Consider the following 14,029-nt stretch of genomic DNA (forward strand, 5'->3'; position numbering starts at 1 on the left):
AGGAGGGTTTCATATGAAATTTGTTAAAATTGCTTTTCCTGTTTTTATTTTAACTGTAATTGGTTTACTAATATTCCCAGTTGGTGATCAAAAAATTGATGAAAATATGAAAATACAAATGAATACAAATTCTGAATTAAAGATGAAAGAATCACTAATGAATCAAGATGTAAGCAAAACAAATGAACTATGTCGCATTCAATGCACAAGGCATTTCACTCAAGCTTTGGATAATATGAATGGCTCAAACGATAAAAAATCAATCTTATCACAGATAAAAGAAAATCACACCAATGTGGTTCAAGTTGTTTGGATGGACAATAATAACAATAAGAATGAAGCGATAGGCAATCTTAGTGGAGAATTGAAAAGTAAAGTATCACCTTTAATTAATGAAGGGAAAAAAGTCCTAAAAGAAAATAAACTTTATCAATCTGAAACAATTCAAGTTGGCAAAGAGAAGTATTTTGTTTTAGCAGTACCTTCCCAAGAAAAAAATTCTGCCTTAATAGGTGTGATTAAACAAGATTTTCTAAATCAGGTAGAAATCGAGCAAAGAAAAAATTTAAGAATAGTTCCCTATCCAAGTGATAAAAGATATGGCATAAAATCCGTTGATTCTGATACACTTCAAGATGTAAAAGTAGATCATCCTGAAGAGAATGTAGGAACAAGTCATTATCATCTGAAAGAAATCGTAGTTAAATTCAAAATTGAACCTTCAGCATCAGATTTAAAGAAAATTAAATCTGATATTCAGGCAACTTCTATGAAAAAATTAGGATATACTTATGTATTTAGCTCCAATACTATGGATGCAGAACAAATGATGAGTTATTTTAACAAATGGGATGTGGAATATACAGAACCGCATTATTTATATATGACCAATGAAACAATTCAATCTGCTGAAAATGAACCTAATGATATTTTATATGACCCTTATCAGTGGAATCTCCCTAATATTGATACTTTAAATGGCTGGGATTTAAGCAAAGGGAGTAATCAAATTATCGTAGCAGTTATAGATACTGGTGTGGATTTAAACCACCCTGATTTACAAGGTCAATTGTTAGAAGGGGCTAATTTCGTGGATGAAGAGGCACAACCTTTAGATGATGTTGGACACGGAACACATGTTGCAGGTATTATATCAGCCAAAGTAGATAACTCTGAAGGGATTGCAGGAATGAGCTGGTATAATAAAATCTTACCAATTAAAGTACTTGATTCAACTGGGGCTGGTAGTACCTATGCAGTAGCTCAAGGTGTCATATGGGCAACTGATCAGGGGGCTAAAGTGATTAATATGAGCTTAGGTAATTATGCAGAGACTCAGTTTCTCCATGATGCAATAAAATATGCCTATGATAAAGATGTTGTATTGATTGCTGCAACAGGAAACGATAATACAAATCAACCAGGCTATCCAGCTGCATACCCTGAAGTGATTGCTGTATCAGCTACAGATGAATCATCAAATAAGGCTGAATTTTCTAATTTTGGTGATTATTTAGATGTGATGGCACCGGGTGTCAGCATTCCAAGTACGTACCCTGACAAACAGTATGCTGCATTGTCTGGCACTTCTATGGCTAGTCCACATGTATCTGCTTTAGCCGCGATGATTCGGTCAATAAATCCAAAACTAAAAAATGTTGAAGTTATGGAAATAATTCGGAACACGGCTGTAGATTTAGGTGATGCTGGAAAAGATAATTATTATGGTTTTGGATTAATTCATGTTGTAAATGCATTGGAAAATGCAAGTGGAAATCAGACAGTCCAATCAAAGGAGAAAAAATCTTGGTTTCAGAGATTAATCGACTCATTAAATCCTAATAAAAACCCCTCTGAAGTTAGATAAACTTTCAATATTAGAATTGATACAGTAAGTTTGATTGAGAAGAAACAAAAGATGTACTAGGATTAACATCTTAGAGTTTACTTTTTCTTTAAAACTTAAAATTTGTAAATTTATTAAATTCTTAAGTTATAAAATAAGGGAGTGGAAAAATCCACTCCCTTTTAACGACCTAATATTGGAAAGCTTGCCATAAGCCGGGTTCTGTATCTTCCAGTGGTATTAACGGGTGTCATCCCTCCCACCAATGAAGTAACAATCATCTATCTAGGCTGTATATTGCTATACAGCTCAAGCGACCAACCTAAACGCACCTCGGGCTAAAGTTGTGATTAGAAATCACTGCGTTTCATTAGGTCTTGCTCCAAGTGGGGTTTACCAGGAAATATGTCACCATAAATCCTCGTGGTCTCTTACACCACGGTTCCACCCTTACCTGTGCATACAAATAAATGTATGCCATCGGCGGTCCATTTCTGTGGCACTATCCTTCAACTCGCGCTGACTGGACGTTATCCAGCACCCTGCCCTGTGGAGCCCGGACTTTCCTCTCGAGAATATCTCCAGCGATTGTTCGTCAAACTTTCCGTCACGAAGATTAGTATAACAGATTGAAATCATAAATAACAAGCACTTAATTTTAGAAATTATAGAAAATTTTACACTTAAACAAACATAACAACTTATTATGTTATTTTTTAGGAATCAAAGTCCTTTGAATCTTATAAAAAAGTGAAAGGATCGGTATCTGTAGTTGACTGAATTACATTTGTTCCTATTTTTTTAGTAAAAAATTCTGTTTGCAAATAATCAGAAACATGTTTGATCATTATTTTTTCAGCATGATGTCCAGGATCTATGATAGATAATCCATCTGCTAAAGCATCTTGAGCAGTATGAAAATCGATATCTCCTGTTATTAAAACATCAGCACCAGCATATTTTGCTTGTTGTACATATCTACTTCCTGATCCCCCTAGAACAGCAACCTTACTTATTTCTTTATTTAGATCTCCAACCGTTCTTACCATAGGTACTTCAAAATTTTCTTTTACAGTTGATACTAATTCAGCTAAGGTTTTCTTATCAGGTAAACGTCCTACTCTACCCAAACCAAAGGACTTCCCTTTTAAATCCATCGGATATAAATCATAAGCAACTTCTTCATAAGGATGTGCTTTTAACATCGCTTGAACTACTTTTCTCTGAATATTCTGAGGTACAATTGTTTCTATACGAATTTCATTTGCTTTAGTTAGTTTCCCTTTTTCCCCGATGTAAGGATCTGTATTTTCTTGAGCCAAAAATGTACCTTCTCCTTTAATATTAAAGCTGCAATGACTATAATCACCTATCCATCCAGCACCAGCAGCAAATATGGACTTCAATACATTGTTATGTGCTTCTTCTGGTACGAAAACAACAAGTTTACTTAATTTCTCAGTATGTACTTCTTCAAGTGGTGAAAGTTTTGTTAATCCCAGCGCATTTGCCATCATATCATTAATGCCACCTTCTGCAACATCTAGATTGGTATGTGCAACGTACACAGCAATATCGTTTTTGATACATTTTTCATAAATTTTACCTGCTGATAAATCTGTTTGTATATGTTTTAATGGTCTGAAAATAATGGGATGATGGGCAATAATCAATTGAATATCTTTTTCGATCGCTTCATCAACAACTTGTTCTGTTACATCCAAAGTCACCATTACATTTTTAATTTCTTTATTTAACGTCCCAAGTTGCAAACCAATTTTATCATCAGGAACAGCATAATATTTAGGTGTCCAATGTTCTAAGATTTGAGTTATTGTTTGTCCCTTTGCAAACACTTGAGTACCTCCTTCAGTTGATCAACTTCTGCAGAAAATTCACTTTTCTTATGAACTGCTTCTTCTAAATTAGATTGTGATAATTGTTCAATTACCTTTTCTCTCTTTGCAATTTCCCTATTCCACTTTTTTATAAAAACAGGAGATGGATTATTTAATAAATGTGGTCCCATTAATATTTTCAATTTACGAGTAAGCTGAATATGACAATCACAATTCCATTCGTACATTTCTTCGGAAAATATTTGTTCATTAGATTCTTCATATGCATTCTCACTGCGCTCTGCAACTAGAATTTCATAAATCTTACGATCCTCTTCCAAAATATCTTCCTCAATTAATTGCCAGTGATTTTGTATACACCAGCGCCTCACCTTATCCTCTGCAACATTTGGTTGTAATACAAGTCGCTTTACACCGGTATAATCATAAGAATGATTTAAGATATCTGTAATCAATCCTCCGCCCATTCCAGCAATCACAATCGTATCTACTTCCTCTTTATCGAGTACTTCCAATCCGTTACCTAACCTCACTTGAATCATATGTTGTAAATTTGAGTTTTCAACCTGTTTTTTTGCAGCTTCATAAGGTCCTTTATTAACCTCACCCGCAACTGCCATTTGGATAATATTTTTCTGCGCTAAGTATGTAGGTAATAAAGCATGATCTGAACCAATATCTGCTAATTTACTATTAGGCAGTATTTTATTTGCTATTTTTTTCAGTCTTTGAGATATTATCACCATATAGGAACAACTCCATTAATTATTTCAATTTTTATCATTTATAGAAATAAAATCATAAAAAAACATTTTTTTAAAAATTTGCATTAAAAATGGAAAAAGGTTAAACTAAATATGAGCTAAACAGAAAACACTAAAATAAAAATGGTAAAGTTTTAAAAAAATTAAAGTGTGCAAGCAAAAGACCTCACTGCAAGCAGAAAGGTCTTTAAATGGTAAAAAAACACAAAAATTATTCGAGAAAATCCTTTAATCTTTTACTTCGGCTTGGATGTCTAAGCTTTCTTAAGGCTTTTGCTTCTATTTGTCTAATACGTTCGCGAGTAACTCCGAATACTTTTCCAACTTCCTCTAGCGTTCTAGTACGACCGTCATCCAATCCGAATCTTAAGCGCAACACATTTTCTTCACGTTCTGTTAATGTGTCAAGAACGTCCTCTAACTGCTCCTTAAGCAATTCATAAGCTGCGGCATCTGATGGTGCTAATGCTTCTTGATCTTCAATAAAATCACCAAGGTGTGAATCATCCTCTTCCCCAATCGGTGTTTCTAAAGAAACCGGTTCCTGTGCAATTTTCATAATCTCACGCACTTTATCTGTACTCAATTCCATCTCTTTTGCGATTTCTTCTGGTGCAGGCTCACGACCTAAATCTTGAAGCAATTGACGAGAAACACGTATTAATTTATTAATGGTTTCAACCATATGTACAGGGATTCGAATCGTTCTAGCTTGATCTGCTATCGCTCGTGTTATAGCCTGACGGATCCACCAAGTTGCATAAGTGCTAAATTTATAACCTTTTGTATAATCAAATTTTTCAACAGCTTTAATTAGACCCATATTCCCTTCTTGTATTAAATCCAAGAATAACATTCCACGGCCTACATATCTCTTAGCAATACTAACAACAAGTCGAAGGTTTGCCTCAGCTAATCTTTTCTTGGCTTCCTCATCACCTTGTTCAATTCGAATAGCTAGATTTACTTCTTCCTTTGCAGATAATAATGGTACACGTCCGATTTCTTTTAAGTACATGCGAACTGGATCATTAATTTTTATTCCTGGGGGTAATGATAAGTCATCATCCAACGTAAAATCTTCTTGTTGATTCGCTCCTGAAGCAGAAGCTGGTATATTCTCATCTGTTTCATTAGCAATTTCAATACCTAATTCAGATAAATGCTCGAAAAAATCATCAATTTGTTCTGGTTCTTGGTCAAATGGAGATAATTTCTCCATAATAACTTTATAAGTAAGTGATGAACGTTTTTTACCCAAATCAATTAACTGTTCTTTCACTTGTTCCAAGCTTAATTCAGTTTCGTCAATTTGAGTTCGTTGATCGTTCGTCATTTGATCCAACTCCCTCCTCCCTAGATTAATCATTTAGCTTTATAATTTATGGTTTCTCTCTAGGGTTATAATCTCTTTTCCTATTTCTGCAGCCCGTATATAATCTCCTACTCGTTCTGCTTGATCTCTTTCTATTTTCTTTTGTTTTATAATATGTTTTTGTGAATTATTTTTGATTTGTTTAATGTAATCATCAATAACTTTAGAATTCGTAGCATGATGATCACCTATAAGTGAAATTGAACTAGCTACATTTTCCAATTCATCGTTCCGCAGCATTGTTAAGAATTTACTAATATCAGGTTTTTCATGCTGAGCAAAAAATGCATATAAATAAGCTGCTATGGCCCCATGAACTTCAACATTAAACTGATCACCTATCTCTTTTTCTACATAAATCGTTATTTCTCGACTATGCATCATAATGGCCAACAAATTCTTTTCGGCATTATGAAAAGCAGGTAATAATGAAGGGACAACCTCCCTGCCACTTCCATTCATTACATTATTCCACCGATTTACGTTATTATCCCCTTTGAAGCGTTTTTTTTCTGTATCCTGTCTGATCTCAAACATTTCTTGTTTTAAAGTTTCAAATGAATAATCGAAATCATTTGCTATTTCTTTTATATAATGTTCTCTTTCAGTCGGTGATTCAAGTTCAGCAATAATTTTTAAAGTGGATCGAATATAACGTAATTTTTCATTAGCATCATTTAGCCTAAATCTTTTTTGTGAATACAATATTTTATACTTTGTAGCAGTTACAGCATTCTCAACAATTTCTTTATTAAAACGATCTGAACCATGAGCTGTAATGTATTCATCAGGATCCATTTGGTCAGGAAGCATAGCAACATAAACTTGAAATTTCATTTTTTCTAATATCGATAGATTTTTTATGGCTGCTGTTTGACCAGCTTCATCTCCATCAAAACACAAAATAATTTGATCAGCATATCGCTTTAAGGTGGTTGCATGTTCCCGAGTAACAGCAGTCCCCATTGTTGCTACTCCATTCAATACCCCTGCATCCCACGCTTTGATCACATCTGCATACCCTTCAAATAAGACAATTCGCCCAGTTCGTCTAATTTCAGTTTTTGCCTGAGAGAAGTTATACAATGTTTTACTCTTATTAAATAGAATGGTTTCGGGTGAATTTAAATATTTTGGTTGACCATCTCCTAAGGCTCTTCCTGCAAAGGCAATTACTTTTCCTCTAACATTTGTAATAGGAAAGATGATCCGATCCCGAAATCGATCTACGTACTGCTGTTGACCCGTTTTAGATAAAAGTCCACCTTGTTCCATCAAAGGAAGTAAAAACTCTCTTTTATGCAAAAACTCAGTCAAAGTATTTCGCATCGACGGGGCATAACCGATTTGAAATTGATTCATAAGCTTTAATGAGAAACCTCTATTGTTCAAGTATTCTAAAGCAATTTTTCCATGTGCAGTATTTTTTAATATATAATGAAACAAAGTTTGAGATAGCTCATGTGCTCTTAATAAATCAGACTTTTCTTTCTGCTGTTCTGGATGCTCACTTTGATTATGCCAATGAAAAGGAATGTCAGCATCTTCAGACAATTGTTGAATGGCCTCAGGAAACGAATAATTTTCAATTTCCATCATGAATTTAACTACATTACCACCAATTCCACAACCAAAGCAATTGAAAATTTGTTTATCGGGTGAAACTGTAAATGAAGGGGTTTTCTCAGAATGAAACGGACAAAGTCCTTTTAGATTTTTACCTTGCTTTGATAAATGAACATACTTACTAATCACATCTACAATATCATGATGTTTCAAGACAGTTTCAATAATTTCATCCGGGATACCTAAATTTGACACTTAACCACCTTCATCTATTATTAACAATCTTATATTTCGATACTTTGACTAAATCTCCTGCAAATCTTTTAAAAAATTTGTCATTGTTTGTAGAAAAACATTTCGATCCTCTTTTGTAAATGGTTTTGGTCCCTTGCTATATTGACCATTTCTTCTCTTTTTAGCACTTTCATGTCTGTTTTCCAATAAAAAATCAATGGATTGAGCAGAGTAAAATTTACCACGAGGTGACACTACTTTAGCCCCTTTCCCCAAACAAATAGAAGCTAAACCAAAATCATGTGTAATTAAAATATCATTCGCAGAAATATGATTTGAAATATATAAGTCTGCTGATTGATCAGAACGATCAACCTGAATGTTTTCGACACCATCTTCATTTTTTAATGAGTGATCAAAAGATGCAACCATTACAATCTTGATTTGAAATTGCTTACCTAGTTTGACAATTTCGTTCTTCACGGGACACGCATCAGCATCAACAAAAATAAAAATATTTTTAATTGTGAATCACCAATTTCTATTTAGAGTAGCTTTAGTTTATTATATACGAGAAATAAATATAAAATCCTTTATTTGTGACAAACAATGTTATCCTTTGTATATCACTACTCATAGTTAAGTACTTATCTGTTTAATTTATAATACTATTTTTTGGAAATCAGCAATTTTAACAATATCAGAAGATATATTCGCTAACAAAGCTAAACGATTTCTTTTTAAGTTTTCATCCTCACTCATGACCATGACTTTTTCAAAAAAAGCAGTAATTGGAGTTTGCAGTTGTTTTAACATCTCTAACGCTTCAAATTCTAATGATGCATTTAATTTTTCTGTAAACGTAGGATGTATTTGTTCCCATGTTTTAAATAATTCTATTTCAACCGTTTCTTCAAAGTGTTCTTCTATAATGATTTCATCTTCTGCTTTTGATGCTAAATTTTCTACACGATTGAACGATTCGACAATGATCTTTATATCAGGTTGTTTTACAAACCCCATTAAAGCTTTACCCCGTCTTATTACAGATGGAATATTAGTAATGTCAGTTGCCATTACTGCATCAATCACATCATATCTTATTTTCATATCCGTAAGTACATTTTTAATTCTTAATGAGAAAAATTCCAAATATTTTGCTCGAAGCTCTGAAATTTCCGTCTTTAAAAAACTACTCTCTTCATACACTTCAATACAAATATCAAATAAATTAAATAAGTTGATTTTCAGATTATGGTCCAATATGATCTGAACAATCCCAGCTGCGCTCCTACGTAACGCATATGGATCTTGAGACCCTGTAGGGATAATACCAATAGAAAAACAACCAATAATACTATCCATTTTATCTGCAATACTAACAATTGCACCAACCATGGATTCAGGTGAAGAATCACCAGAAAAACGAGGTTGGTAATGCTCAAAAATAGCTCGTGATACCACTGGGTCTTCTCCAGCTTTTAAAGCATAATCTTCTCCCATTACACCTTGTAATTCAGGAAATTCATTAACCATTTGGGTTACAAGATCAAACTTACAGATGGTAGAAGCTCTCGACACTTGATCTTTCACTTGTTCATCTACGGATAAAAACCTAGAAATTTGACCCGATATTAAACGGGTTCTTCTCACCTTATCTCCAACTGTACCCAGTTCTTCATGATATACAATCTTCTCTAATTTAGCTAGCGCTTTTTCTATTGGGGAATTCTGGTCTTCTTGATAAAAAAATCTTGCATCTGCCAATCTAGCTTTTAATACTTTTTCATTACCTCTTGCTACTACGTCTAAAGATTTTTTATCTCCGTTTCTAACCGTAACAAAATGAGGTAATAATTTATTATTTTGATCAAAAACAGGAAAATAACGTTGATGTTCTCTCATGGATGTAATTAATACTTCCTGGGGTATTTCTAAAAACTCTGGTTGAAAGGATCCAAAAAGGACAGTAGGGTATTCAACTAGAAAAAGCACTTCTTCTAATAAGTCCCCTTTTACAGATATATCCCAGCTTTTATTTTCAGCTAATGTATTAATTTGTTCAACAATAAGCTGTTGTCTTTCCTCTATATCTACGTATACATATTCCTCTTTTAATTGAGTTACATATGTAGATGGAAAATCGATGTTTACCTCACTACCAAGAAAACGGTGTCCTCTTGACTTTCTACCAGCATTTACTTCTGTGATTTCCATTGGAATCACTTCGTCACCATATAAGGCAACAATCCATCGAATGGGGCGAACATATTTTAATTCATACTTTCCCCAACGCATATTTTTGGGATACACCATAGAGGTGACGATCTTACTGATCCCCAAGGATAATATATTTTTTGTTTCAATGCCAACCTCATTTTTAACAGCATAGACATACTCTACACCATTTAACTCTTTAAAAAACAAGTTAGATGGTTCAACTCCTTGGCTCCTTGCAAAACCTAATGCAGCTTTGCTCCATTCACCAAGATCGTTTTGAGCAATTTTTTTGGAAGGACCCTTCACTTCACTTCTAAGATCTGATTGCTTTGATGATACATTATCAACAATAACAGCCAATCGACGCGGAGTAGCGTAAATTTTAGTTCTAGAAAAATGAATTCTAGACTCCATTAACCATTCACTTATTTTTTTCTCTAGTAATTTAACAGCATCACGAATAAATCTAGAAGGTATTTCTTCCATTCCAATTTCAATCAACAAATCTTTATTCATTGATGCTCACCCCTTTTTCCATTAAAAGTGGAAATCCCAAACGTTCCCTTTCTTGTAAATAGGTTGATGCACATAATCTTGATAGATTCCTTACCCTTGTAATATAACCTGTTCGTTCTGTTACGCTAATAGCTCCTCTTGCGTCTAATAGGTTAAATGTATGGGAACATTTTAAAACGTAATCGTAAGCAGGAAAAACCAAATTTTGTTCCAATGTTTTATTAGCTTCCTCTTCATACATATTAAAAAGAGTAAATAACATTTTTGTATCTGATATTTCAAAAGTATATTTTGAGTGCTCATACTCTGGTTGAAGAAACACATCTCCATACTTTACTCCTTCAACCCATTCTAAATCAAACACATTTTCTTTATCTTGAATATAGGATGCAAGACGTTCTAATCCATACGTAATTTCTACTGCAACGGGGTTCATATCAATCCCCCCCACTTGCTGAAAATATGTAAATTGTGTGATTTCCATTCCATCTAACCATACTTCCCAGCCTAACCCCCATGCTCCTAAAGCAGGATGTTCCCAATTATCTTCAACAAAACGTATATCATGATTTTCAGCATGAATGCCTAACTTTTTTAAACTTTCCAAATATATTTCTTGAATGTTATCTGGAGAAGGCTTCATAATAACTTGATATTGATGATGCTGATATAAACGGTTTGGATTCTCACCATATCGACCATCCGCTGGTCTTCTAGAAGGTTCAATATATGCCACATTCCATGGTTCTGGTCCAATGCTGCGTAAAAATGTCATCGGATTTAACGTCCCTGCACCTTTTTCAACATCATAAGGTTGAACAATAATACAATTTTGCTCAGACCAAAATTGCTGCAGAGTTAAAATCATATTTTGAAAATTCAATAAAACCACTCTCCTTTTTTACTAGGTATTAAATTGGCTGGGTATACACTTCAAAGCTTCACTTCACTTTTGTGGGTAAATAAAAAAAATCCCTATGTCAATAAAATGACATAGGGACGAGAAGTTACCCGCGGTTCCACCCTATTTGATAGTTGAACTCATAACTATCCGCTTTATTATTAAGATACTCCAGAATGCCGTTCATCAAATCCTTTGATCAGGCTTCCACCATCCCTGACTCGCTAAACAAAACATTTGGTTACTCTTTTCCTTCTTTGTACCTATTAAGTTAAAAAACATTTAATTAATAGTATATTACGGCATAATTAAAAAGTCAAATTTTGTTCTTCTCACCTGTTGATCTTTTTTTACTTTTTGGGGTGTTCTAAATTGTTTGGGGTAGTTTTGCTTATTTGATCCATTACATATCGAGACTTCCAATTAATATTCACATGTGTATCCATAAAATCACGCATCAACATTTTCACTTCATTTTTTATTGGATCTGAGATATTTATTTTCCCCAACCTTCTTATATCCATCTCTTGAAACAATCGAAGTAACTTTAAAGATCTTGTATTTATTTTTTTAACATATTGCTCTCTGGTTTTGCATTTATAGCAAAGGGTGCCTCCGAGAGAAACTGAAAAAAAAGAACTATCAGCTAATTCTGCACCACATGAAATGCACTCTGTTAAAACTGGATAATAACCTGCTAATTCAAGCATTTTCATCTCAAATAAATGGGTAATGACTTGTGGGTCTTTCCCCTCCTCTATAAATTCCAAAGATGCTAATAATTGCTCAAAAATATAAGAGCTTCCTTCTTGTTCATCTATCATGCGATCAACTAATTCAACAAGATAAGCCGCATAAGTAGATTTAAATAAATCTAAATTCAGATCGTGAAAGGATTTTATGGTTTCACCATCATTCAGGGTCCCCATCTTCCCTTTTTTATAGTATGTAAACTCAGCATAAGTAAATAACTGAGTGACGCTAGAAAGGCGACTTTTTAATTTTTTCGCCCCTCTAGCCATAATGCTTGCTTTCCCCGTTTCTTTCGTGTATATTACAATAATTTTGTTACCTTCACCATAATCAATTGTGCGGATGACAATACCATCAACTTTAAATAACATCCTTCTTCCTCTTCCCTAATTAATCAATCCATACATCATCCTGAATTTCTTCCTGATTAGGTTCTTCGTCAACTTTTTCATGAATTTCTTTAAATAATAAGTAGGCGTCGACATCTCCAGTGTTAATAAAATACTTCCACGAAAAATCTCGCATGGTAGTCATTCCTTTCAGTGGCTATGTCGTAAAATGATTGATGTCTATTATTAGGTTAAACAGTTATGAAAAGAATATCCGAAGTAATTCGTACCAAATTAGTGAACCTTTCTTTCAAAGCAGGAAATCTGATGTTTCGTGAAAAGTGAAACTTAATATTTCTAATCGTGATGGAATCCTAAGTCCTTTAACACAACATCTTGATTTCTCCAATCTTTTTTCACTTTTACCCAAAGCTCAAGAAATATTTTTGATCCTAACAACCTCTGCATATCCTGTCTAGATTTTCTACCAATTTCTTTTAAGACAGCACCGTGTTTACCAATAATTATTCCTTTTTGAGATTTTCTTTCTACAAAGATTAATGCGGAAATATGCACAACACCATTATCTTCTTTTTTCATTTGTTCGATTTGTACAGCAATGGAATGCGGTACTTCCTCACGTGTTACCTCTAACAATTTTTCTCGTACCAATTCAGCACAAATGAACTGCTCTGGATGATCAGTAACTTGATCTTCCGGGTAATACCGTGGACCTTCTGGCAAATATTTCCGAATCTGATCTAATAATGGTTGAATGTTGTTCCCCATTTTAGCTGAAATTGGAACGATTTCTGCAAAATCATATAAATCTTTATAGGAGGTAATTGTCGGCAATAATTTTTCAGGATGTACAAGATCAATTTTATTTAATACTAAAATAACATGTGTTCTGACCGTTTTTAGTTGTTCAATAATATAACGATCCCCTTGACCAATCCCCTGTTCCACATCCACCACAAATAAAATAACATCAACTTCACTTAATGTATTTTCTACGATACTTAGCATATACCTACCTAATTTTGACTTAGGCTTATGAATTCCTGGCGTATCTATAAACACAATTTGTGTATCCTCTTGTGTATATACACCTTGAATTTTATTTCTTGTTGTTTGAGGTTTATCTGACATAATGGCTATTTTTTGTCCAATTACTTGGTTTAAAAAAGTGGATTTACCAACATTAGGTCTACCAATAATAGATACAAACCCCGATTTATGCGATTTACTCATAATGATTCTATTCCTCCTAAAGTTGAAATGCTCCCGGTAACAATTCAGAAACGGTTGTTTCTAATTGATCACCTTTTAGATTTACTAATATCACTGGCATTTTTTCAGAACATAATTCCACTAATACTTGTCGACAGACACCACAAGGGCTTATTGGATCTTCTGTATCTCCTGCAACAGCTATCGCTTTAAATGATTTAGGTTTATACCCATCTGCAATCGCACGAAACATTGCCGTTCTTTCTGCACAGTTAGTAGGGCCATATGCAGCATTTTCAACATTACAACCGATATGTATGACACCATCATCACTTAATAATGCAGCACCTACTCTAAAATTGGAATACGGTGCATATGCACTATCCATAGCTTCAATTGCTTTTTTAATTAAGGTTTCCTTATCCATATTTTT

12 protein-coding genes, 1 other RNA gene and 1 other annotated feature are annotated in these 14,029 nt (G+C 33.8%); of the genes, 1 reads left to right on the top strand and 12 read right to left on the bottom strand.

All coding sequences use genetic code 11. From position 1 onward, the window contains the following. Positions 1 to 13: 13 nt before the first annotated feature. Positions 14 to 1,867 (top strand): S8 family peptidase, encoded by a 1,854-nt coding sequence (locus EPK97_RS02855; RefSeq protein WP_162035079.1) that lies wholly within the window; start codon positions 14 to 16, stop codon positions 1,865 to 1,867. A gap of 175 nt (positions 1,868 to 2,042) precedes the next feature. On the opposite strand, the gene rnpB is transcribed toward EPK97_RS02855, so the two are convergent. From rnpB to EPK97_RS02915, 12 genes are all read right to left on the bottom strand, one after another. Further along, an RNA gene (gene rnpB / locus EPK97_RS02860) (RNase P RNA component class A) lies at positions 2,043 to 2,450 on the bottom strand. A 136-nt stretch (positions 2,451 to 2,586) separates the two neighbouring features. Next, entirely contained in the window at positions 2,587 to 3,702 is a 1,116-nt protein-coding gene (locus EPK97_RS02865; protein ID WP_162035080.1) for a Nif3-like dinuclear metal center hexameric protein, read from the bottom strand. Then, positions 3,678 to 4,451 (bottom strand): tRNA (adenine(22)-N(1))-methyltransferase, encoded by a 774-nt coding sequence (locus EPK97_RS02870; protein WP_162035081.1) that lies wholly within the window; start codon positions 4,449 to 4,451, stop codon positions 3,678 to 3,680. The genes EPK97_RS02865 and EPK97_RS02870 overlap by 25 nt, the downstream gene beginning before the upstream one ends. Positions 4,452 to 4,680: 229 nt before the next feature. Then, positions 4,681 to 5,805 (bottom strand): RNA polymerase sigma factor RpoD, encoded by a 1,125-nt coding sequence (gene rpoD, locus EPK97_RS02875; RefSeq protein WP_162035082.1) that lies wholly within the window; start codon positions 5,803 to 5,805, stop codon positions 4,681 to 4,683. Positions 5,806 to 5,844: 39 nt separating this feature from the next. Then, positions 5,845 to 7,665, bottom strand: coding sequence for a DNA primase (gene dnaG / locus EPK97_RS02880; RefSeq protein ID WP_162035083.1), 1,821 nt, complete (start codon positions 7,663 to 7,665; stop codon positions 5,845 to 5,847). Between the two features lie 48 nt (positions 7,666 to 7,713). Next, a complete protein-coding gene (locus EPK97_RS02885) occupies positions 7,714 to 8,169 on the bottom strand; it encodes a YaiI/YqxD family protein (RefSeq protein WP_162035439.1) in 456 nt (151 codons plus the stop codon). Positions 8,170 to 8,304: 135 nt separating this feature from the next. After that, on the bottom strand, positions 8,305 to 10,380 hold the full coding sequence (gene glyS / locus EPK97_RS02890; protein WP_162035084.1) for a glycine--tRNA ligase subunit beta: 2,076 nt from the start codon (positions 10,378 to 10,380) through the stop codon (positions 8,305 to 8,307). Beyond that, positions 10,373 to 11,263, bottom strand: a complete 891-nt coding sequence (glyQ, locus tag EPK97_RS02895) for a glycine--tRNA ligase subunit alpha (RefSeq protein WP_162035085.1) — start codon at positions 11,261 to 11,263, stop codon at positions 10,373 to 10,375. The genes glyS and glyQ overlap by 8 nt, the downstream gene beginning before the upstream one ends. Positions 11,264 to 11,372: 109 nt before the next feature. Next, positions 11,373 to 11,548, bottom strand: a binding site (T-box leader). Between the two features lie 83 nt (positions 11,549 to 11,631). Then, on the bottom strand, positions 11,632 to 12,405 hold the full coding sequence (gene recO / locus EPK97_RS02900) for a DNA repair protein RecO (protein ID WP_162035086.1): 774 nt from the start codon (positions 12,403 to 12,405) through the stop codon (positions 11,632 to 11,634). 19 nt (positions 12,406 to 12,424) lie between these two features. Further along, a complete protein-coding gene (locus EPK97_RS02905; protein WP_162035087.1) occupies positions 12,425 to 12,559 on the bottom strand; it encodes a YqzL family protein in 135 nt (44 codons plus the stop codon). 161 nt (positions 12,560 to 12,720) lie between these two features. Beyond that, the gene (gene era / locus EPK97_RS02910) at positions 12,721 to 13,617 is read right to left on the bottom strand and encodes a GTPase Era (protein ID WP_162035088.1); all 897 of its coding nucleotides are present in this window, start codon (positions 13,615 to 13,617) and stop codon (positions 12,721 to 12,723) included. Between the two features lie 16 nt (positions 13,618 to 13,633). Then, the gene (locus EPK97_RS02915) at positions 13,634 to 14,023 is read right to left on the bottom strand and encodes a cytidine deaminase (RefSeq protein WP_162035089.1); all 390 of its coding nucleotides are present in this window, start codon (positions 14,021 to 14,023) and stop codon (positions 13,634 to 13,636) included. Positions 14,024 to 14,029 lie beyond the last annotated feature (6 nt).

It is taken from the genome of Chengkuizengella sediminis, assembly GCF_010078385.1.
Lineage (GTDB): Bacteria > Bacillota > Bacilli > Paenibacillales > KCTC-33759 > Chengkuizengella > Chengkuizengella sediminis.

Excerpts from the sequence above, each read along its gene's own strand:
- era (WP_162035088.1), bottom strand. The coding sequence starts at position 13,617 with ATGAGTAAATCGCATAAATCGGGGTTTGTATCTATTATTGGTAGACCT.
- rpoD (WP_162035082.1), bottom strand. The coding sequence starts at position 5,805 with ATGACGAACGATCAACGAACTCAAATTGACGAAACTGAATTAAGCTTG.
- recO (WP_162035086.1), bottom strand. The coding sequence starts at position 12,405 with ATGTTATTTAAAGTTGATGGTATTGTCATCCGCACAATTGATTATGGT.
- EPK97_RS02855 (WP_162035079.1), top strand. The coding sequence starts at position 14 with ATGAAATTTGTTAAAATTGCTTTTCCTGTTTTTATTTTAACTGTAATT.
- EPK97_RS02870 (WP_162035081.1), bottom strand. The coding sequence starts at position 4,451 with ATGGTGATAATATCTCAAAGACTGAAAAAAATAGCAAATAAAATACTG.
- EPK97_RS02905 (WP_162035087.1), bottom strand. The coding sequence starts at position 12,559 with ATGCGAGATTTTTCGTGGAAGTATTTTATTAACACTGGAGATGTCGAC.
- EPK97_RS02915 (WP_162035089.1), bottom strand. The coding sequence starts at position 14,023 with ATGGATAAGGAAACCTTAATTAAAAAAGCAATTGAAGCTATGGATAGT.
- glyS (WP_162035084.1), bottom strand. The coding sequence starts at position 10,380 with ATGAATAAAGATTTGTTGATTGAAATTGGAATGGAAGAAATACCTTCT.